The 18,937-nt window shown below is 61.5% G+C and carries 23 protein-coding genes; 8 read left to right on the top strand and 15 right to left on the bottom strand.

Annotated elements, in window-relative coordinates; genetic code table 11:
• Positions 1–41: 41 nt before the first annotated feature.
• The gene (locus ACLEJR_RS18455) at positions 42–797 is read left to right on the top strand and encodes an OBAP family protein (protein WP_440815620.1); all 756 of its coding nucleotides are present in this window, start codon (positions 42–44) and stop codon (positions 795–797) included.
• 193 nt (positions 798–990) lie between these two features.
• Here ACLEJR_RS18455 and ACLEJR_RS18450 read toward each other — a convergent pair whose 3' ends face one another.
• The 8 genes from ACLEJR_RS18450 to ACLEJR_RS18415 form a co-directional block, all read right to left on the bottom strand.
• Positions 991–1,218 (bottom strand): hypothetical protein, encoded by a 228-nt coding sequence (locus ACLEJR_RS18450; protein ID WP_440793061.1) that lies wholly within the window; start codon positions 1,216–1,218, stop codon positions 991–993.
• Between the two features lie 61 nt (positions 1,219–1,279).
• Positions 1,280–1,459, bottom strand: a complete 180-nt coding sequence (locus ACLEJR_RS18445; RefSeq protein WP_186614672.1) for a general stress protein — start codon at positions 1,457–1,459, stop codon at positions 1,280–1,282.
• 199 nt (positions 1,460–1,658) lie between these two features.
• Positions 1,659–2,222, bottom strand: coding sequence for an ATP-dependent Clp protease proteolytic subunit (locus ACLEJR_RS18440; RefSeq protein ID WP_440793063.1), 564 nt, complete (start codon positions 2,220–2,222; stop codon positions 1,659–1,661).
• Positions 2,223–2,339: 117 nt separating this feature from the next.
• A complete protein-coding gene (locus ACLEJR_RS18435; protein ID WP_440815619.1) occupies positions 2,340–3,395 on the bottom strand; it encodes a DNA topoisomerase IB in 1,056 nt (351 codons plus the stop codon).
• Positions 3,396–3,610: 215 nt separating this feature from the next.
• A complete protein-coding gene (gene modC / locus ACLEJR_RS18430) occupies positions 3,611–4,690 on the bottom strand; it encodes a molybdenum ABC transporter ATP-binding protein (protein WP_440815616.1) in 1,080 nt (359 codons plus the stop codon).
• A 3-nt stretch (positions 4,691–4,693) separates the two neighbouring features.
• Positions 4,694–5,374, bottom strand: coding sequence for a molybdate ABC transporter permease subunit (gene modB / locus ACLEJR_RS18425; RefSeq protein ID WP_440815615.1), 681 nt, complete (start codon positions 5,372–5,374; stop codon positions 4,694–4,696).
• Positions 5,375–6,127, bottom strand: a complete 753-nt coding sequence (gene modA / locus ACLEJR_RS18420; RefSeq protein ID WP_440793071.1) for a molybdate ABC transporter substrate-binding protein — start codon at positions 6,125–6,127, stop codon at positions 5,375–5,377. It lies immediately after the preceding gene.
• Between the two features lie 1,008 nt (positions 6,128–7,135).
• Positions 7,136–8,209 (bottom strand): NAD(P)H-dependent flavin oxidoreductase, encoded by a 1,074-nt coding sequence (locus tag ACLEJR_RS18415; protein ID WP_440815612.1) that lies wholly within the window; start codon positions 8,207–8,209, stop codon positions 7,136–7,138.
• A gap of 149 nt (positions 8,210–8,358) precedes the next feature.
• On the opposite strand from ACLEJR_RS18415, the gene ACLEJR_RS18410 reads away from it, so the two are divergent.
• Complete coding sequence (locus tag ACLEJR_RS18410) at positions 8,359–8,847, top strand: GyrI-like domain-containing protein (protein WP_440815610.1); 489 nt, start codon at positions 8,359–8,361, stop codon at positions 8,845–8,847.
• Here ACLEJR_RS18410 and ada read toward each other — a convergent pair.
• The 5 genes from ada to ACLEJR_RS18385 form a co-directional block, all read right to left on the bottom strand.
• Entirely contained in the window at positions 8,811–9,884 is a 1,074-nt protein-coding gene (gene ada, locus ACLEJR_RS18405; protein ID WP_440815607.1) for a bifunctional DNA-binding transcriptional regulator/O6-methylguanine-DNA methyltransferase Ada, read from the bottom strand. The two genes, ACLEJR_RS18410 and ada, sit on opposite strands and share 37 nt — an antisense overlap.
• Before the next feature lie 88 nt (positions 9,885–9,972).
• Complete coding sequence (gene alkB / locus ACLEJR_RS18400) at positions 9,973–10,653, bottom strand: DNA oxidative demethylase AlkB (RefSeq protein WP_440815604.1); 681 nt, start codon at positions 10,651–10,653, stop codon at positions 9,973–9,975.
• Positions 10,640–11,356, bottom strand: coding sequence for a 2OG-Fe(II) oxygenase (locus ACLEJR_RS18395; RefSeq protein ID WP_440815602.1), 717 nt, complete (start codon positions 11,354–11,356; stop codon positions 10,640–10,642). Before ACLEJR_RS18395 ends, alkB begins: the two co-directional genes overlap by 14 nt.
• Before the next feature lie 275 nt (positions 11,357–11,631).
• A complete protein-coding gene (locus ACLEJR_RS18390; RefSeq protein ID WP_440815600.1) occupies positions 11,632–11,802 on the bottom strand; it encodes a hypothetical protein in 171 nt (56 codons plus the stop codon).
• Between the two features lie 30 nt (positions 11,803–11,832).
• On the bottom strand, positions 11,833–12,135 hold the full coding sequence (locus ACLEJR_RS18385; RefSeq protein WP_030142225.1) for a DUF1883 domain-containing protein: 303 nt from the start codon (positions 12,133–12,135) through the stop codon (positions 11,833–11,835).
• Between the two features lie 179 nt (positions 12,136–12,314).
• Here ACLEJR_RS18385 and ACLEJR_RS18380 point away from each other — a divergent pair, with 179 nt between their 5' ends.
• Positions 12,315–12,665 (top strand): hypothetical protein, encoded by a 351-nt coding sequence (locus ACLEJR_RS18380; protein WP_440815597.1) that lies wholly within the window; start codon positions 12,315–12,317, stop codon positions 12,663–12,665.
• Positions 12,666–12,776: 111 nt separating this feature from the next.
• The gene (locus ACLEJR_RS18375; RefSeq protein ID WP_440799060.1) at positions 12,777–13,007 is read left to right on the top strand and encodes a hypothetical protein; all 231 of its coding nucleotides are present in this window, start codon (positions 12,777–12,779) and stop codon (positions 13,005–13,007) included.
• 10 nt (positions 13,008–13,017) lie between these two features.
• On the opposite strand, the gene ACLEJR_RS18370 is transcribed toward ACLEJR_RS18375, so the two are convergent.
• Together ACLEJR_RS18370 and ACLEJR_RS18365 are read right to left on the bottom strand one after the other, a co-directional pair.
• Positions 13,018–13,299, bottom strand: a complete 282-nt coding sequence (locus ACLEJR_RS18370; RefSeq protein ID WP_440799062.1) for a hypothetical protein — start codon at positions 13,297–13,299, stop codon at positions 13,018–13,020.
• Between the two features lie 116 nt (positions 13,300–13,415).
• On the bottom strand, positions 13,416–13,625 hold the full coding sequence (locus ACLEJR_RS18365; RefSeq protein ID WP_440815594.1) for a hypothetical protein: 210 nt from the start codon (positions 13,623–13,625) through the stop codon (positions 13,416–13,418).
• A gap of 233 nt (positions 13,626–13,858) precedes the next feature.
• Between ACLEJR_RS18365 and galU the strand changes: the two genes are divergently transcribed.
• From galU to ahpF, 4 genes are all read left to right on the top strand, one after another.
• Positions 13,859–14,698 (top strand): UTP--glucose-1-phosphate uridylyltransferase GalU, encoded by an 840-nt coding sequence (gene galU / locus ACLEJR_RS18360; protein WP_011061681.1) that lies wholly within the window; start codon positions 13,859–13,861, stop codon positions 14,696–14,698.
• Positions 14,699–14,992: 294 nt separating this feature from the next.
• Positions 14,993–16,348, top strand: a complete 1,356-nt coding sequence (gene gorA / locus ACLEJR_RS18355; RefSeq protein ID WP_440815593.1) for a glutathione-disulfide reductase — start codon at positions 14,993–14,995, stop codon at positions 16,346–16,348.
• A gap of 240 nt (positions 16,349–16,588) precedes the next feature.
• The gene (gene ahpC / locus ACLEJR_RS18350) at positions 16,589–17,152 is read left to right on the top strand and encodes an alkyl hydroperoxide reductase subunit C (protein ID WP_339532477.1); all 564 of its coding nucleotides are present in this window, start codon (positions 16,589–16,591) and stop codon (positions 17,150–17,152) included.
• A 123-nt stretch (positions 17,153–17,275) separates the two neighbouring features.
• Complete coding sequence (gene ahpF / locus ACLEJR_RS18345) at positions 17,276–18,838, top strand: alkyl hydroperoxide reductase subunit F (protein ID WP_440815592.1); 1,563 nt, start codon at positions 17,276–17,278, stop codon at positions 18,836–18,838.
• Positions 18,839–18,937: the final 99 nt, after the last annotated feature.

Below are 18,937 nucleotides of genomic sequence, written 5' to 3'. Positions count from 1 at the left end.
GCGGACCTTTCTGATGAACAGTCATCGAAAGGAGAGACGAGATGCCGGATAAACGCCTGTATGGAACCTTACTCTGGGTCGCGGTCGGCTTGACCGGTTGCGCTGGCGGGAATACGCCTTCGCCGGTGGATGCACCCGGCGCCGCGAAAACCCCGACCACCGCGACCACCGCGACCCTGGAAGCCGGAGCGGGGTTGATGCAAAACAAACCTCCGCTCCAGGCCCTGGACACTTACCTCGACGGTTTTCATTTTTATAACGGGCGCATGTCCGGGCAAATGGAAGCGCATCACTACTGTTCGGCGCTGAACGAGGAAGTCTTTCAGTGTGCGATCTTCGACGGCAACACCTCCGGCGCCAAGTTGATGGGCGTGGAATACATCATCAGCAAGCGCTTGTTCGAGGGCCTGCCCGCCAGCGAGAAGCAGCTTTGGCACAGCCATGTCCATGAAGTGAAGTCCGGGCAGTTGATCGCCCCCGGGATCCCCCAGGTGGCCGAGACCCGGTTGATGGATAACCTGGTGAGCACCTACGGCAAGACCTGGCATACCTGGCACACCGAGCAGGGTCAGGCGCTGCCCTACGGCGTGCCGCAACTGATGATGGGCTTTATCGCCGATGGCCAGGCCGACCCGCAAATGGTACGGGAACGCGACCGTCGGATGGGCGTGGACAGCGAAGCGAAGAAAAAGGCCCGGGCTGGCATCGCCGCGCCGACGGTGGATCCGGGGGCGGATGCGTGGCAGAAGGGCGAGGTTTGGCAGATCAAGGATCCGACGGGTGACCACTCACATTGATCGGTGAACATGCTTGCCGTGGCAAGGGAGCTTGCTCCCGCTGGGCTGCGCAGCAGCCCCAAGAAACTTCACCTTGGTTAGCTGGATTGATCAGTGTCGGGTTTATAGGGGACTGCTTCGCAGTCCAGCGGGAGCAAGCTCCCTCGTCACGGGAAGTGGGAATTTAAAGGATATGATTTTACTTGAATTGTAACTATGGCTGTTTAAAGTGCCCGGGCACGCCATGTTCTTGTTCCGTCGGCCGGGTTCTTTTCTGAACTTGAACGTCGCTGATTTCAACAGCTTTCAATTCACTGAAAGTGATTCTAAGCAGCGCTTCGGCTTCGCTGACACTCAAGGTCTCGGTGTCGGCCTCCAGTACGCGACTGTCGGGTTGGCCGTCGGCGATGAAACTGACGATGAATCGGTCGTGACTGCTCATGCTGACCTCGAATACTCAGGCGCCAGGGCGCAGCAGAACTGCGCCCCAACGGTTTTCCGGGTTACGATTTTCTGCCGCCGCCATGGCTGCGTTCGCCACCTTTCTTACCGGCTTCAGAGGCTTTTTCCCGGTCGTTTGCAAAGTTACCGCCAGAAGCATGTCCGCCTTTCTTGCCGGCTTCGGATGCCTTTTCACGATCGTTTGCGAAGTTACCTGGGTTCTTGTTTCCGCTATTAGCCATTTCGAGATTCCTCATTTTGGTTAAGCGAGCAACTGCCTCGCCTAACTGTGAAAGAAAATTCCCGGGGTAAGTTTAATAAAAACGTTTCGCTGGCGACGAACGGCGATAAAGTTATACAGCCGTTTCGCTTGAAACTTATACAGCATTACATTCATTTATATAGAGGTTAATTACGATTCCCGACGCGCATGTGCGCGGATCAATCTTCGCCGCCGCTGACTTTCCAATGCTTGGCATCGACTGGGAATACGACCTGCTCGACGCGATGGGCGATGCCGAAGGCCAGGGAGTTTTCCGCCGGGATGACCCGTTCCTCATTGCACAGGCATTTGAAGATATCCAGCTGAGTCGCCGCGCCAGCGGTCTCCTTGACATAGATCTCCACGTAGCGCGCCACGTCGTTGTCCAGGCTCGACAGGTACTCGCGCAAGCGCGAATGGTCGACGGACTTCTGACCGAAGTACCAGTTCATGGGGTGGATCAGAAAGCGTGAATGCGGGGTGGTGGTCCGGTCGCTGGCAGCCAGGTACATGACGATGCCCATCGATTCGATGTTGCCGGCGTTCACCGCACGCACCGGCACCGGGAGGGATTTGATAAAGGTATAGAGGGTAAAGCCGAAATTGGTGCTCCCGCCCACGGTGGACAGGTTGAGCATCAGTGAGTCGGCACCTTTCTCGATGGCTTCCAGGCAGGTATCGCGGAAGCGTTCCGTGGTGCCCTGATCGATCTGGCAATGGAAATGGACAATGTGTTCGGACATCTCAAACTCCTGTCGACTGCTTCCGTTAACGTGTCTGCGCGTGGCACTGGCGTAGAGTTGGGAGTTCAACGCTGCGCGGAACGTTCCTCGTTTTTCGGTCGGCACCGGGGGAGCGCATCACGCCGACTGCTGGCGTTCGCAGCTCCCGGCCGCTTGCGTCATGCGCTGTAGAAACATCGTCAGTCCGGCTTCTTCCGCGCTCAGGCCTTTGCGTATCCGGGGTTTGGGCAACTCCCTCAAGGCGCCGAGCATGAAACCCTCGACCACCGCAGGATGAATGTAGCACTTGCGACAGACGGTCGGCGTATTGCCCAGTTGCCGGGCCACTTGCTTGACCATTTCGGCCACGTGCTTCCTGGCCTCGGTTTCGGTTTCCCAGCGCAGCGTCCGCAGTCCGGCCAATGCCGCCGCGCTGCCGGCCCAGGTGCGGTAGTCCTTGGCAGTGAAGTCGGCGCCGGTCAGGGTTTTGAGGTAGGCGTTGATGTCCGATGAACTGACGGAGTGGCGCGCTCCGTCTTCGTCCAGGTACTGGAACAGATTCTGCCCGGGGATCTCCTGGCAACGCCGGATCACTCGCGCCAGACGGCGGTCCTTCACGGTGATCTGGTGTTCGACGCCGCTCTTGCCGCGAAACTGGAAGGCAATGGCACTGCCGTTGACCTCGACATGCCGGGTGCGCAGGGTGGTAAGGCCGTAGGAACGGTTGTCTCGGGCGTATTGCGTATTGCCGACCCGGATCAGGGTCTTGTCCAGCAAGGTGATGACGGTGGCCATGACCTTGTCACGGCTGAAGCCGGGCGTGGCGAGGATCTCCTCCAGGCGCTTGCGCAGACGCGGCAGGGCACGGCCGAATTCCAGCATGCGCGAATATTTGTCCGCGTCGCGCACCTCACGCCAGCGCGTATGGTAACGGTACTGTTTGCGTCCCCTGGCATCGCGGCCGGTGGCCTGCAAATGCCCGCGCGGATCGGTGCAGATCCACACCTCGGTGTAGGCCGGAGGCACCGCCAGGGCATTGATGCGCTGGATCTCGGCCGCATCGGTAATGCGCTGGCCCTGGGGATCGAAGTAACAGAACTTGCCCCGCAGTTTCCTGCGGGTGATACCGGGAGCGGTGTCGTCGACGTAATGCAGGTCGGCCGGCAGTGCATCCGGCGGCGGGGTGTCGGGCATGGATAAATCCTTGGCAGCAGATCCGGGGGCCTATGGAGTGATTGACCGCGGGGCGTTGCGGTGGTGCCAAGATTCTCAGGTGGCCTCGGATAACTGTGGGAGCGAGCCTGCTCGCGATAGCGGTGGCTCAGTCGGCATTGATGTTGGCTGATCGGACGCTATCGCGAGCAGGCTCGCTCCCACAAGGAGCTTTCATTGGCCGCACTGCCGTGTTCCTACGCCAACACCGCCACCGCCTTGATCTGTGCCCACAACACCTGTCCGGGGTGCAGCTTCAACTGGTCCCGGGAGTAGCGGGTGATGCGCGCCAGCAACGGCGTGCCGGCGGCGTCCAGGCGGATCAGCACATGCGCAGCGTTGTCGGCGGCCAGTTCGCTGACGACCGTGACCGGCAAGCGGTTGAGGATGCTGGTCTGGGCATCGTTGGCCAGGCTGAGGCTGACGTCCCGGGCCTGGACCTTGAAGCGTAGAGGCTGGCCGACGGCGAGGGCGGTATGGGCCACCCGGACATTCAACTGACTGTCGGGCAGGTTCAACGCGAGCAGTTGATAGGCCGGTTCATAGCCACTGACCGTGCCCTGGATCACCACCCCCGCGTCATCCCCCAGGGCCAGCGGCAGGTCGAGCCGGGCCAGGGTTTCGCCGATCGGCCCACTGGCCAGGGCACGCCCGGCATCGAGCAGCACGATGTGATCGGCCAGCCGCGCCACTTCGTCCTGGGAATGGCTGACGTACAGCACCGGGATGTCCAGTTCATCGTGCAGACGTTGCAGGTAAGGCAGGATTTCGTTCTTGCGCCGGCTATCGAGTGACGCCAGCGGCTCGTCCATCAGCAGCAGGCGCGGGCTGGTCAGCAAGGCCCGGGCGATGCCCACCCGTTGGCGCTCGCCGCCGGACAGGTGGTGCGGCTGGCGATCGAGCAGGTGTGCGATACCCAGCAGTTCGCTCGCCTGTTCCAGGCCGACGCGCCGTTGCTCAGGCTTGATTCGCTTGAAGCCGAACGCCAGGTTGGCGCGCACCGACAGATGGGAAAACAGGCTTGCTTCCTGGAACACGTAGCCCAGGGCCCGTTGATAGGGCGGCACGAACACGTCGCGCTCAGTGTCTTGCCAGACTTCGCCATTGACCTCGATAAAGGCTCGGGATGGTCGCTCCAGCCCGGCGATGCAACGCAGACAGGTGGTCTTGCCGGAGCCGGACTCGCCAAACAACGCGCTCACGCCACGGCCTGGCAGTTGCACATCCAGGTCCAGGGAAAAATCCCCGTGGTCGAGCTGAAAACGCGCGTGGATCATCGATCAGCTCCAATCGGCACGGGTTCTGCGGCTGGAATACAGCGCCAGCAACACCAGGAACGAAAACACCAGCATCGCCGCTGCCAACCAGTGGGCCTGGGCGTACTCCAGGGCTTCGACATGGTCGTAGATCTGCACCGACACCACCCGGGTTTTCTCCGGAATATTGCCACCGATCATCAACACCACGCCGAACTCGCCGACAGTGTGGGCGAAGCCGAGAATCGCGGCGGTGATGAAACCCGGGCGGGCCAAGGGCAGGATGACGCTGAAGAATGTGTCCCAGGGGTCGGCTCGCAGCGTGGCGGCGACTTCCAGCGGACGACTGCCGATGGCGGCAAAGGCGTTTTGCAGGGGCTGTACCACGAATGGCAGGGAATAGATCACCGAGCCGACCACCAGGCCGCTGAAGCTGAAGGTGAGGGTGCCCAACCCGAGGGATTGGGTGAACTGGCCGATCCAGCCGTTCGGCCCCAAGGCTAGCAACAGGTAAAAGCCGATCACGGTAGGTGGCAGCACCAGCGGCAACGCCACCACCGCGCCCACCGGCCCACGCAACCAGGAGCGGGTGCGCGACAGCCACAACGCGATGGGCGTGCCGATGAGCAGCAGGATCGCCGTGGTCAGCGACGCCAGTTTGAGGGTCAGCCAGATGGCGGAATAGTCGGCACTGGTCAGCGGCATTTAGCGTTGGTAACCGTAGGCTTGGAGAATGGCGGCGGCTTTGGGGCCCTTGAGGTAATCCATCAGCGCGGCGGCGGCGGGGTTATTACGGCCCTTGTCGAGGATCACCGCATCCTGTTTGATCGGGTCGTGCAGCTCGCTCGGGACAATCCACGCCGAACCGTTGGTAAGCTTGCCGTCCTTGTAGATCTGCGACAAGGCCACGAAACCGAGTTCGGCGTTGCCGGTGGAGACGAACTGATAAGCCTGGGTGATGTTCTGGCCTTCGACGAGCTTGCTTTTGACTTGCGCGGCCAGCCCCAGTTTGTCCAGCACCTGGGTCGCCGCCAGGCCGTAGGGCGCGGCCTTCGGGTTGGCAATGGACAAGTGTTGGAAAGCATCGTGCTTGAGCACCTGGCCCTGGTCGTCGACGTAACTGTCCTTGGCCGACCACAACGCCAGGGTGCCGACAGCATAGGTGAAGCGCGAACCCTTCACCGTGTCGCCTTCGCTTTCGAGCCTGGCCGGGGTGGTATCGTCGGCGGCGAGGAACACCTCGAAGGGCGCGCCGTTCTTGATCTGGGTATAGAACTGCCCGGTCGCGCCGTACGCTGCCACCAGTTTGTGACCAGTATCCTTTTCGAAATCGGCGGCCATGGCCTGGATCGGCGCGGTGAAATTGGCCGCCACCGCCACCTGCACCTCAGCGGCCTGCACAGCGCCGATGGAAAAGAGGGTCGTCAACAGCAACGGCGCGAAACGGGTGAGGCGCATGGGTAGGGCACCGTGAGGGGTGGATTCGCTATATACGGAAATATATAGCGAATGCCTGGCGAACGGAACGCGACATTTCGTCGGGATCAAAGCAGCGATGTTTTATGTGGGAGCTTGCTCGCGACGGCGTCGGTCCAGCCAACCCAAAACCTGTGGCGAGGGAGCTTGCTCCCGCTCGGCTGCGCAGCAGTCGTGAACCGGGCCTGCGGTTTACCTGGAGGAGTGCAAGGGCCTGCTTCAGGCCAGCGGGAGTAAGCTCCCTCGCCACGGTGGGGTTGCGTGGCGCCGAATTAGGATCGATCCTGGTTCCCCTTGTGGGAGCGAGCTTGCTCGCGATGGCGGTCTGATTGTTGGTCGCGGTTTTGTTGACCGAGTACATATCCATTGCTGCGGTCATGGCGGCTGGCGGTTTCGCCCTGACGGCGACTTACTTTCTTTCAGACGCCAAAGAAAGTAAGCAAAGAACGCTTGGCCCCACCACTCGGTGCCTCGCCTGGGCTCGGCATGCCCTCACTCCGGCATTGCTCCGTGGGCCCGCCGCGAAGGGCCCTCCATGGCCCAGCGCGGCTATCCCGGCATCCATGCCGGGATGCCCACTACGCAATGCCTGCGTTCGGCCTTCGTGGTTAACGGGGGCCCGAAGATCAAAAGCCAAAGCAAAAGCGAGGCGGCCTACGGCCGACCTGACTTTCCGGTTGTGCCTGGAGCCATCTGTGGGAGCAAAGCTTGCTCGCGAAGGCGTCAGCCCAGACACCCCCAAACCCGTGGCGAGGGAGCTTGCTCCCGCTCGGCTGCGCAGCAGTCGCAAAACCGGCTCATGCGGTCTGCCTGGAAAATGCAGGGGCCTGCTTCAGGCCAGCGGGAGCAAGCTCCCTCGCCACATCGGGGTTGTTTCGGGTCGAAATCAGCGAGCAACCACAGGGGACCTGTTGGCAAATGGAAAATGGTGCCCTGGCTCAAACCTGTAGGAGCCTGCTCGCGATAGCGATCGATCAGCCACTACCCGCCTCAGGCCTTACCCCGGCCATGCAGCAACGCCAACGCCTCTTCAGCCAACCGCCGAGTCAATTCAGCGCTTGGCAACTCGCGGCCCATGGGAAACGCCTGGCCCGCCCAAAGGTTGCTGAAATCCGCTTCGTCCTTGGCCCGTAGCGGCATCAAGGCGCCCCCGGCCAGGGGAAAAGCCGGCGCCAGCGGGCTCATCGGCCCGACTTCACGCATTACCCGGTTGACGATGCCTCGGGCTGGGCGGCCGGTGAACAGGTTGGTGACGGCGGTCTGGCTTTCCCTGGCCGTGCGCAGTGCCCGGTGGTGCGAGGCGCTGATCTTGGCCTCCGGTGTGAACAGGTACGCACTGCCCAGTTGCACCGCTGACGCGTCAAGGGCGAAGGCGGCGACAATCCCGCGCGCATCGCCGATACCACCGGTGGCGATGACCGGCACTTTCACCGCGTCCACCACTTGAGGCAGCAAGGCAAACAGGCCGACCTGGGTATTGAGGTCGTCGCTGAGAAACATCCCGCGATGGCCGCCGGCTTCGTAGCCCATGGCGATGATCGCGTCACATCCGTGCTGCTCCAGCCAGATCGCTTCTTCGACGGTGGTCGCCGACGAGAGAATTTTCGCCCCGGTGGCTTTCACCCGGTCCAGCAGGGACCGCTCCGGCAGGCCGAAATGGAAGCTCACCACCTTGGGGCGCAATTCTTCCAGCACCCGGCAGGCCGCGTCATCGAATGGCGTGCGGTTGGACACTGGCGTTGGCGCATCGAAATCCGCACCCAGTTCCTCATAGTAGGGCTTGAGCCGCTGCTTCCAGGCCTCGGCTCGCTGCTCGTCGAATACAGGCGGCTGGTGGCTGAAGAAGTTCACGTTGAACGGTCTGTCGGTCTGTTCGCCGATGGTCGTCAGCGCCTGGCGCAGTTGCTCGACGTCGAGCATCGCCGCTGGCATCGAACCGAGCCCGCCGGCGTTGCAGGTCGCGACGACCATCGCCGGCCCGGTCACCCCAGCCAACGGTCCCTGGATTATCGGCAGCTCGATACCGAGCAGATCAAGGATGCGGGTGTCTGGCCACTGGCTCATGTGCGGGTCTCCGACGGCAGAAGGAAAGAAGCGTTTTTAGCAGGTGTAGGGCGGCGAGGGCCAGTCCAGTTTTTCAATCGGGCGCGAACCTATGATCCCGGCGGCGGGATCGCTAACATGGGCGCCTCACTGATCAAGGAGGCTGATTCATGGACGTAAAGCTCAAGACCGTCGAACCTTTCACCGTGGCCGGCTTGCAGGTGCGCACCCGCAACACCGACGAGCAGCAACCCGACACGGCGAAGATCGGCCCGATGTGGCAGCAGTTTTTCACCGAGGGCCTGTTCGACATGATCCCGGCCCGGCAGTCGGAGTCGTTCGTCTACGGGGTGTATTCCAATTACGAGTCCGACGCCACCGGCCATTTCGACGTGACCGCTGGCGTGCAGGTGGATGCGACGAGTGCCGGCTACCCCGCCGTAAACATTGAAGGCGGGGATTACCTGGTGTTCTCGGCCAAGGGCCCTATGCCTGACTGCGTGATCCAGACCTGGGGACTGATCTGGGCGTATTTCGCCGACAACCCGCAAACCCTGCGCCGTTTCATCACCGATTTCGAGGTCTACAACAGCCCCGATTCGGTGGCGATCTACATTGGCGTTCAGTCTCCCGACGAGCGTTCCAGCGCCAGCAGTTGACGCTTGCGCTCCACGCCCCAGCGATAGCCCGACAGGTTGCCGTCGCTGCGCACCACCCGGTGGCAGGGAATCGCCACCGCCAGGCTGTTGGCGCCGCAAGCCTGGGCCACGGCGCGCACCGCTTTGGGCAGGCCGATGCGCTGGGCGATCTCGGCGTAGCTGGCAGTGCTGCCCGGCAGGATCTCCCGCAAGGCCTGCCAGACGCGTTCCTGGAAGGCTGTACCGCGCACATCCAGAGGCAGGTCCAGGCCCAGCGCCGGTGCCTCGATGAAGCCTACCACCTGGGCGATCAACTGCTCGAACTCGCGGTCGGCGCCGATCAGGTTGGCGCGGCGGAACTTGTCTTGCAGGTCTCGCACCAGTGCGTCCGGGTCGTCGCCCAGCAGAATCGCGCACACGCCGCGCTCGCTTTGCGCCACCAGAATCGCACCGAGAGAGCATTGGCCGACGGCAAAGCGGATGTCGGTGTTCTGTCCGGCGGCGCGGTAGTCGGTGGGTTTCATGCCGAGCACTTTGTCGGCAGCTTCATAGAAGCGGCTGTTGGAGTTGAAACCGGCGTCGTACAGCGCTTCGGTGATGGTGCCGCCATCGGCCAGGCGTTCGCGCAGCTTGCGTGAGCGGTGCGCGGCGGCATAAGCCTTGGGCGTCAGGCCGGTGACCGCCTTGAAGACCCGATGGAAATGAAACGGGCTCAAGCCCGCCGTGCGTGCCAGCTCGTTCAGGCCGGGGAGTTCTTCAGCCGCTTCGATCTGCCGACAGGCCGCCGCGACGCGGGCGGCTTGCTGGGTGGCGATCTGGGTCTGGTCCCGCGCCGGGCGTTTACTGGGGCGATACCCCGCCGCCTGGGCTTGTTCCGGGGTGTCGAAGAACTCGACGTTGCGCGGATTGGGCAGCCGCGACAGGCTGCTGGGGTGGCAATAGATACCGGTGGTCTTCACCCCGTAGACGAATTGCCCGTCGGCGCGCGGATCCCGGGCGAGTACGGCGGCCCAGCGCGGATCCAGTTCAGGGGCGAAATTGTTTGAAGTGTTGTTCATGGTCGTTATGTCCATTGGCCCGTTTTGCCTACAGTAGCGAGCCGGTGGGGCTGCGACACTCCGGGTCTTGCGGTCGAATTCTGCAACGTCAGCCGGCGGTACGAAACGTCAGGTTGATCCGCTGTGCGCCCAGGCGCGGGTGCTGTCCTGGCTTGAGCGGCAGCACGCCGTGGTAACGCAACCGGTCGACGCCGCCCCAGACTACGATGTCGCCATGGAACAGCGGGACGCGCAGGCTCTTGTCGCTGCGCTCGAACCCGCCGAACTGAAACACCGCCGGCAGGCCCAGGGACATCGAGACGATGGGTGCGCTGAAATCACGTTCGTCCTTGTCCTGGTGCAAGGACATCCGTGCGCCCGGCACGTAGCGGTTGATCAGGCAGGCATCGGGCTCGAAATGTTCGAACTGCGCCGTTGCGGCGGCGGCCTGGGCCAGCTCGCGAAACAGCGTCGGCATGGCCGGCCAGGGTCGGCCCGTCTGCGGGTCCTCGCGAGTGTAGCGGTAACCGCTGCGGTCGGTGGTCCAGCCCAGCGCCCCGCAGCTGGTCAGGGCTACCGACATAGTGAAGCCGCCGGGTGTGACCATCTGCCGGAACGGTGCCGCCTGCAACACCGCCTCCAGCTCCGGCAGCAAACGGTCCAGCCAGGGCAGGGCGAAGCCGCGCAGCACGAACGATTGCTGGCCGATGCGTTCGGCCTGGCCGAGCGTAGTGGGCGCCTGATCGGCGAACAGGTCCGGGGTGATGGGCGTGTCATCACTGCGCATCATGAAAAATGATTCCTAAAGTGTGCCGTCTGCCGCTGTGCACGCGGCTGACGCCATGGCGCATGTTCACTCGATAATAACCGCGAACACCTTTGACGGGCCGTTGGTGCACGGCAAATACCAGCGCATCGCCTTGTTTCAGATCGATGACCTGCGGTCGCGACTGCGTGCGTGGACGTTGTTCGGTGAGGACGAATTCTCCCCCGGTAAAGTCCCGGCTTGGTTCTGACAGCAGGATCGCGACCTGCAACGGGAACACTTGCTCGCCATACAAATCCTGGTGCAAACAGTTGTAGTCCTGCGGGCCGTATTGCAGCAACAACGGGGTTGGCCGCGTTTGCCCGGCGGCATGGCAACGCTGGATAAAGTCGGCATGTTCGTCGGGGTACCTTCCTTCGATGCCCATGCATTCATTCCAGCGGTTCGCCAGCGGCACCAAATGTGGATACAGCGACTGACGCAGTTGCTGGACGATATCAGGCAGTGGATAGCGAAAGTACTGGTACTCGCCACGGCCGAACCCGTGACGGGCCATGATCACCCGGGAACGAAAGTTATCCGGCTCGGCGTACAGGCAGGCGAGCGATTGGCATTGGCTGGCCGATAGCAGGTTGCGGATGATTGCACTGCCGTCCTGGTGGAGGGATTGCTCGAGGTGCGGCCAGTCCAGAGGGTGGATGCAGTGGGTCAATGTGGGCGAGGACATGAAGGCAATCCTTGGTGGAAAGGATCGGTCAGTCTGGCAAACACTTGGACGGTGGCCACTCCGGATCTTGCGGTGCAATAACGCCCATCAGCGCTGGCACGACGCACCCCCTGTGGCGAGGGAGCTTGCTCCCGCTCGGCTGCGCAGCAGTCGTAAACCTGCCGACGCGCTCTAGCTGGAAAAACTTCGTCGACCTTATCGGGGCGGCTTCGCCCGAGGCGTCGGACCGTCCCAGCGGGAGCAAGCTCCCTCGCCACAGGGAGCGGGTTGTGCATCTACAACGGCTTGCTGACCCTGACCTCGCTGATCACATCACCGGTCTGGCCATGCATTGCCTCCAGCACTGCCCGGGCTTCTTCCTCGCTGCCGGTTTTCAACTGCGCGAATTCGAAGCGGCGTTCGTCGTTGAGCTTGTACTTGATGACGTATTTGGTCGTCTGGTCCACGGTTCGGCCTGTCTGGGTGGGTGGCTGATCTCAGCTCAGCTTCGAGCTGGAGCGCCGGATGATCTTGATCTTGTGGGTCAGGGTCGGCTTACGGGTGACGCTGATCGCACGGCGGCTGACGGTGTCGATGGTGATGTTCCAGAAGCCGGTGCTCGGTGCGGTGATCCTGGCCGGGAACGTGTCGAACGCGCCGCCGTGGTAAGTATGCCGGCCGCCATTCTTGAAGCTGCGGAAGTTGGCGTCGTTCATCAGGCGAATGTTGCACATTTGCGAGCATTCGATGACGACGATGTCGTCTTCGTTCAAGTGCTCGCGCTGATGGATGAATTTCATGGGCGCCTCCAGAAGGGCTTTTTCTACAAAATCAAACGATAGCAAGGACAACGGCGTGCAGTTTATCAGCACCGGGGAGTAATATCCGACCCGCCGCCGCGAGGGCAGAAAATAAAGAGGGCACGCGCCGGAGAAAAACCGCGTTTGCACTGTCGGAGGGTCTTTACCGGAGGATTCATATGAAGCGTAGCGTGTGGATGTTGGCATTGGCCTTGGGTGGATGTGCATCAGTATCGGACATCAACCAGACGCCGCCCACCATGAGCTTCATCTCCGGCAAGAAACCCCACGAGTACGCTAAGTGTATCGCCGACAGACTGGCCGACAGTCGCGGTTCGCTGCAAATGGAGCCGCACAAGAACGGTGTCCGGGTGATCGTCCCAGGCAAGTTGTCCTCAATGCCGGCGGCGGTGTTCGACATCGAAGAGCGCTCCAGTGGCAGCAGCGTCAAGCTGCACGAAAGCCTGTCCAATGTCCCTGTCCGCCCAGGCGATGTGCAGGAGGCGGCCAACGCCTGCATCTCCGGTTGAGCGCGACCCTGACCCTGACGAGCCGGCCGGGCATCGGATAAACTGTCGGTCTCGATAAAAAAATGCCGCCACGGTCTACGTTGGCGGCATTGTCATTTCCGGAGTCATTCGATGAAACGCGAGCAGGTGCGTGAGCGCCATGCGCAAGGGCTTATCTGCGCTACCCATGTGATCCAGAATCCGGCGAGCCCCGGTGAATGGATCGTGTTTTTCAAGAAAAGCGCCGGGCGCAGCTTTTTCCTGGTGGATGACCAGGACGAAGTCGAATCCTTCAACTGTCTCGACGACCTGATCGAGACCGTCCGCGGTCTGGGCATCAAGTTCGCCGAGATCCACATCTGAGCTCACGCGGCTACTTGCACACCACCACGACGCTGCGGGTCGTGTAGTTGCCCACGTCGACCCCCAGGGTCTTGTCGCTGTCCTTGGCCTGGGGCGTGCCCTCGGTGCCGACGATACGATAGCCGGTGCCGGCGCAGGACGCATCGGCCTTCTCGTAGCAAGTGGCCCAGGAATTGGCCTCGCCCGAGCAGTCGATCTCCAGGCCTTGCTCGCCGTTGTCCAGGTAGGTTTTTTCCGCCGAGGCACAGCCCGCCAGGGCCAGGACTGTAAACAGTGCCAGAAGTGTTTTCATGGGGTCGTCATCAAAAAGGGAGGGGCAGGGGCGAGGGTATAGCGAACGGCCATTCCGGTACAGCTAAAACAAGCCCGGCTCAATGCGCATCAGGCATCCAACGCAGGCTTGCCGGTTCACTTCTTGCGGCGGGGACTGCGTGGAGCGGTCTCGCGCTCCTTGGCCGGGGCAGAACGGTCGTCCTGGAACACCGCTGCCACTTCCACCGCCATGGCCTTGCTGGGCAAGGGGCCAGCGACCTGCTCGCCGTGGTAGTTGATAATCCACCACTGGCCATCCTTGTCCTGGCTGACCGAATAACCGTTTGCGTTTCTTGTTGCCGACATCTAGCTGCCTCGTTGGCGGGATCAGGGGCGCCATGATACGCCAAATGCTCGCAAACAGTGGCCATGAGCGTACAGTGAGACCGTTGCGCCATCGAACCGAAAGCCGATTGAACTATCTGGCGGTTTTTATTTCTCTATGATGGCATCGGTTGGCCAGTGCGGGCATTGTAAGGTGCCCGCCGCCTGATTAGACTGCGCCGAAACTCGTACATACCGCCTTTTCAAGGACTTATATGATCAAGAAATGCTTGTTCCCAGCAGCCGGTTACGGTACTCGCTTCCTGCCAGCGACTAAAGCCATGCCCAAAGAAATGCTGCCGGTGGTGAACAAGCCACTGATCCAGTACGGCGTCGAAGAAGCCCTCGATGCGGGCCTGAACGAAATTTCCATCGTGACCGGCCGTGGCAAGCGTGCCCTGGAAGACCATTTCGACATCAGCTACGAGCTGGAAAACCAGATCAAGGGCACCGACAAGGAAAAATACCTGGTCGGCATCCGTAAACTGCTGGACGAGTGCTCGTTCTCCTACACCCGCCAGACCGAGATGAAAGGCCTGGGCCACGCGATCCTGACCGGCCGTCCGCTGATCGGTGACGAACCGTTCGCCGTGGTGCTGGCGGACGACCTGTGCGTCAACCTCGAAGGCGACGGCGTGCTGACCCAGATGGTCAAGCTGTACAAGCAGTTCCGCTGCTCGATCGTGGCGATCCAGGAAGTCGACCCGCAGGAAACCAACAAGTACGGCGTCATTGCCGGCGAAATGATCCGCGACGACATCTATCGCGTCCACAGCATGGTTGAAAAACCCAAGCCTGAAGATGCGCCGTCCAACCTGGCGATCATTGGTCGCTACATCCTGACCCCGGACATCTTCGACCTGATCGAACAGACCGAGCCAGGCAAGGGCGGTGAGATCCAGATCACCGACGCCCTGATGAAGCAGGCCCAGAACGGCTGCGTCATGGCCTACAAGTTCAAGGGCAAACGTTTCGACTGTGGCGGCGCCGAAGGTTATATCGACGCCACCAACTTCTGCTTCGAGAATTTCTACAAGACCGGCAAGGCTTACTGACAGCCCGCGCCACGCCTTGAAAAAACGCCCCGACTGGTTCGGGGCGTTTTTTTTGCAGCCCGTCGCGGACCGTGGCGAGGGAGCTTGCTCCCGCTGGGCGCGTAGCGCCCCAATAACCATCATCCACAGGCCGGAAGGCGTCTGCTTCGCAGCCGAGCGGGAGCAAGCTCCCTCGCCACAGGTGCCAACCGTGAGTCCTGGGCTGGCTTTATCATTTTCCGCCCCCATAACCATCGCAACGCTGCCTTGCGGCAGAACTGCGGGTATGCTGATGGTCTGCCGAAGGAGAAAGAAATGGCCTACGATTTTGACTTGTACGTGATTGGCGCCGGTTCCGGCGGGGTGCGGGCTGCGCGGTTTGCCGCCGGTTTCGGGGCGAAGGTGGCCGTGGCGGAAAGCCGCTACCTGGGCGGCACCTGTGTGAACGTGGGTTGTGTGCCGAAGAAGCTGCTGGTCTACGGTGCGCATTACGCCGAGGAGTTCGAGCAGGCGTCGGCCTATGGCTGGACAGCAGGCGAGTCGAGTTTCGATTGGCCCACGTTGATCGCCAACAAGAACCGGGAGATCAATCGCCTCAACGGGATCTATCGCAACCTGCTGGTCAACAGCGGCGTTGTGCTGCATGAGGGGCACGCCAGGATCACCGGGCCCCATGAGGTCGAGATCAACGGCCAGCGTCACACCGCCCGGCACATCATGATTGCCACGGGGGGCTGGCCGGTGATTCCGGACATTCCGGGGCGCGAGCATGCCATCAGCTCCAACGAGGCGTTTTTCCTCAAGCAACTGCCCAAGCGCGTGCTGGTGGTGGGCGGTGGCTACATTGCCGTGGAGTTCGCCGGGATTTTCCACGGCATGGGCGCGCAAACCTCGTTGCTTTACCGGGGCGACCTGTTTCTGCGCGGCTTTGATGGCGCGGTACGCAAGCATCTGGCGGAAGAACTGACCCGTCGCGGCCTGGACCTGCAATTCAACGCCGACATAGAGCGCATCGACAAGCTGGACGACGCCAGCCTGCGGGTGACGCTCAAGGACGGTCGTACGTTGCTCACCGACTGCGTGTTCTACGCCACCGGCCGGCGCCCGATGCTCGACAACCTGGGGCTGGAGAACACCGGCGTCACGCTGGATGAGAAGGGCTTCGTGCAGGTCAACGAGCAATACGAGACTGCCGAGCCGTCGATCCTGGCGATCGGTGACGTGATCGGTCGCGTGCAACTGACGCCGGTTGCCCTGGCCGAAGGCATGGCGGTGGCGCGGCGGCTGTTCAAGCCTGAGCAGTATCGCCTGGTGGATTACCGCATGATCCCCACCGCCGTGTTCAGCCTGCCGAATATCGGCACGGTGGGCCTGACCGAAGAGCAGGCCCGGGAGGAGGGGCATGAGGTGCAGATTTTCGAAAGCCGTTTCCGGCCGATGAAGCTCACCCTGACCGAGTGCCAGGAACGGACCTTGATGAAACTGGTGGTGGACGCCCGCACCGACAAGGTCCTGGGCTGCCATATGGTCGGGCCGGACGCCGGCGAAATCGTCCAGGGCCTGGCAATCGCGCTCAAGGCCGGCGCCACCAAGCGGGACTTCGACGAAACCATCGGCGTGCATCCCACCGCTGCGGAAGAGTTCGTGACCATGCGCACCCCCCGCGCCTGAACCCCAGTACCCCGGCCACCTCAAGCAAGGCTGCAATCTTTTTGACCTTTGGCTCGGCAGTCGAGTCCCAAGCAAGCAACAGGATTGCAGCCTGCAACCAGCTGCACAGATTTCTTCTATCTATATAGATTCCTGATAGCCAAAACCAATCATTCGCATGAGCTTTGCCAATGAGCCAGCCGGGGAATGAGTGGGTAAGCTTCACCCATCAACTTTTCAACCCTGACGGAGAAACACCCGATGCCTATCATCAACAGCCAAGTCAAACCGTTCAAAGCTACTGCCTTCAAAAACGGCGCATTCGTCGATGTATCGGACGCTGACCTGAAAGGCAAGTGGTCGGTCGTGTTCTTCTACCCGGCTGACTTCACCTTCGTCTGCCCAACCGAGCTGGAAGACCTGGCCGACAACTACGCCGAATTCCAGAAACTGGGTGTCGAGATCTACAGCGTGTCGACCGACACTCACTTTGCCCACGCGGCCTGGCACAACACTTCGCCAGCCATCGGCAAAATCCAGTACACCATGATCGGCGACCCGACCCTGGCTATCTCCCGCAACTTCGACGTGCTGATCGAAGAAGCTGGCCTGGCTGACCGCGGTACTTTCGTGATCAACCCTGAAGGCCAGATCAAGATCGTCGAAATCAACGACGGCGGTGTAGGCCGTGACGCTTCCGAGCTGCTGCGCAAGATCAAGGCTGCTCAATACGTTGCCGCTCACCCGGGCGAAGTTTGCCCAGCCAAGTGGAAAGAAGGCGAGGCCACCCTGGCTCCGTCCCTGGACTTGGTCGGCAAGATCTAAGACCGTGAGTCCTTTGAGGGCGGTCATCCGCACTTAAGCAAGCCGCACCGCCCACAAAAAACGCCCGGGCGAGATTCGCTCGGGCGTTGTTTTTTCTGAAATTCAAAAATGGAAATCGCCCGTATGTTGGACGCCAATCTTAAAGCTCAGTTGAAGTCATACCTGGAACGGGTCACCCAGCCGATCGAGATCGTTGCATCCCTCGACGACGGTGCGAAATCCCAGGAAATGCTCGCGTTACTCAAAGACGTTGCCAGTCTTTCCAACCAGATTACCTTGCTCGACAACGGCAACGATGCGCGCAAGCCTTCGTTTTCGTTGAACCGCCCTGGGGCCGATATCAGCCTGCGCTTCGCCGGCATTCCCATGGGCCATGAATTCACCTCGCTGGTGCTGGCCTTGCTGCAAGTCGGCGGCCACCCTTCGAAGGCCAGTGTCGAAGTCATCGAGCAGATCCGCGCCCTGAAAGGCGAATTCAACTTCGAGACTTATTTCTCGCTGTCGTGCCAGAACTGCCCGGACGTGGTCCAGGCCCTGAACCTGATGGCGGTGCTGAACCCGAACATCCGTCACGTTGCCATTGACGGTGCGCTGTTCCAGGCCGAGGTCGACGAACGCCAGATCATGGCCGTGCCGAGCATCTACCTCAACGGCGTGAACTTCGGCCAGGGTCGCATGGGCCTGGAGGAAATCCTCGCCAAGATCGACACCAGCGGCATCGAGCGCCAGGCAGAGAAAATCAGTGCCAAGGATGCCTTTGATGTGCTGGTGGTCGGCGGCGGCCCGGCAGGTGCTTCGGCGGCGATCTATGCCGCGCGTAAAGGCATCCGCACCGGCGTTGCGGCCGAGCGTTTCGGTGGCCAGGTGCTCGACACCATGGCGATCGAGAACTTCATCTCGGTCCAGGAAACCGAAGGCCCGAAACTGGCGGTCGCCCTGGAAGAACACGTCAAGCAGTACGACGTGGACATCATGAACCTGCAACGCGCCGATGCGCTGGTGGCGGGTCGGGACGGCGCGCTGCACGAAATCCGTTTCGCCAGTGGCGCAAGCCTCAAGGCCAAGACGGTAATTCTGGCGACCGGTGCCCGCTGGCGCGAAATGAACGTGCCGGGTGAGCAGCAATACCGCAACAAAGGTGTGGCGTACTGCCCGCACTGCGACGGTCCGCTGTTCAAAGGCAAGCGTGTGGCGGTGATCGGCGGTGGTAACTCCGGCGTCGAAGCGGCCATCGACTTGGCCGGTATCGTGGCCCATGTCACCTTGTTGGAGTTCGATGTGCAACTGCGTGCCGACGCCGTGCTGCAGCGCAAGCTGCACAGCCTGCCGAACGTGACGGTGATCACCAACGCCCAGACCACCGAAGTGACCGGCGACGGCCAGAAAGTCAACGGCCTGCGCTACAAGGACCGTCCAAGCGGTGAATCGCGTGACGTGGCGCTGGAGGGGATCTTCGTGCAGATCGGCCTGTTGCCCAACACTGATTGGCTCAAAGGAACCGTCGAGTTGTCGCCGCGTGGCGAGATCATCGTCGATGCCCGCGGTGAAACCTCGATCCCTGGCGTGTTCGCCGCCGGTGACGTGACCACCGTGCCGTACAAGCAAATCGTGATCGCCGTGGGCGAGGGTGCCAAGGCCTCGTTGAGCGCCTTCGATCACCTGATCCGTACCTCCGCCCCGGCCTAACAAGCTCAAAGCGGGAAAAACAAAACCCCATGGGCCTGGCTCATGGGGTTTTTTTATTGGGTTTTCACATCCACCACCAAACCCTGTGGGAGCGAGCCT

This window comes from Pseudomonas sp. SMN5, assembly GCF_052041925.1.
In the GTDB taxonomy this organism is placed as follows: Bacteria; Pseudomonadota; Gammaproteobacteria; order Pseudomonadales; family Pseudomonadaceae; genus Aquipseudomonas.
The sequence above is the reverse complement of the archived record's forward strand: the minus strand, read 5'-3'. Positions and strand labels throughout refer to the sequence as shown.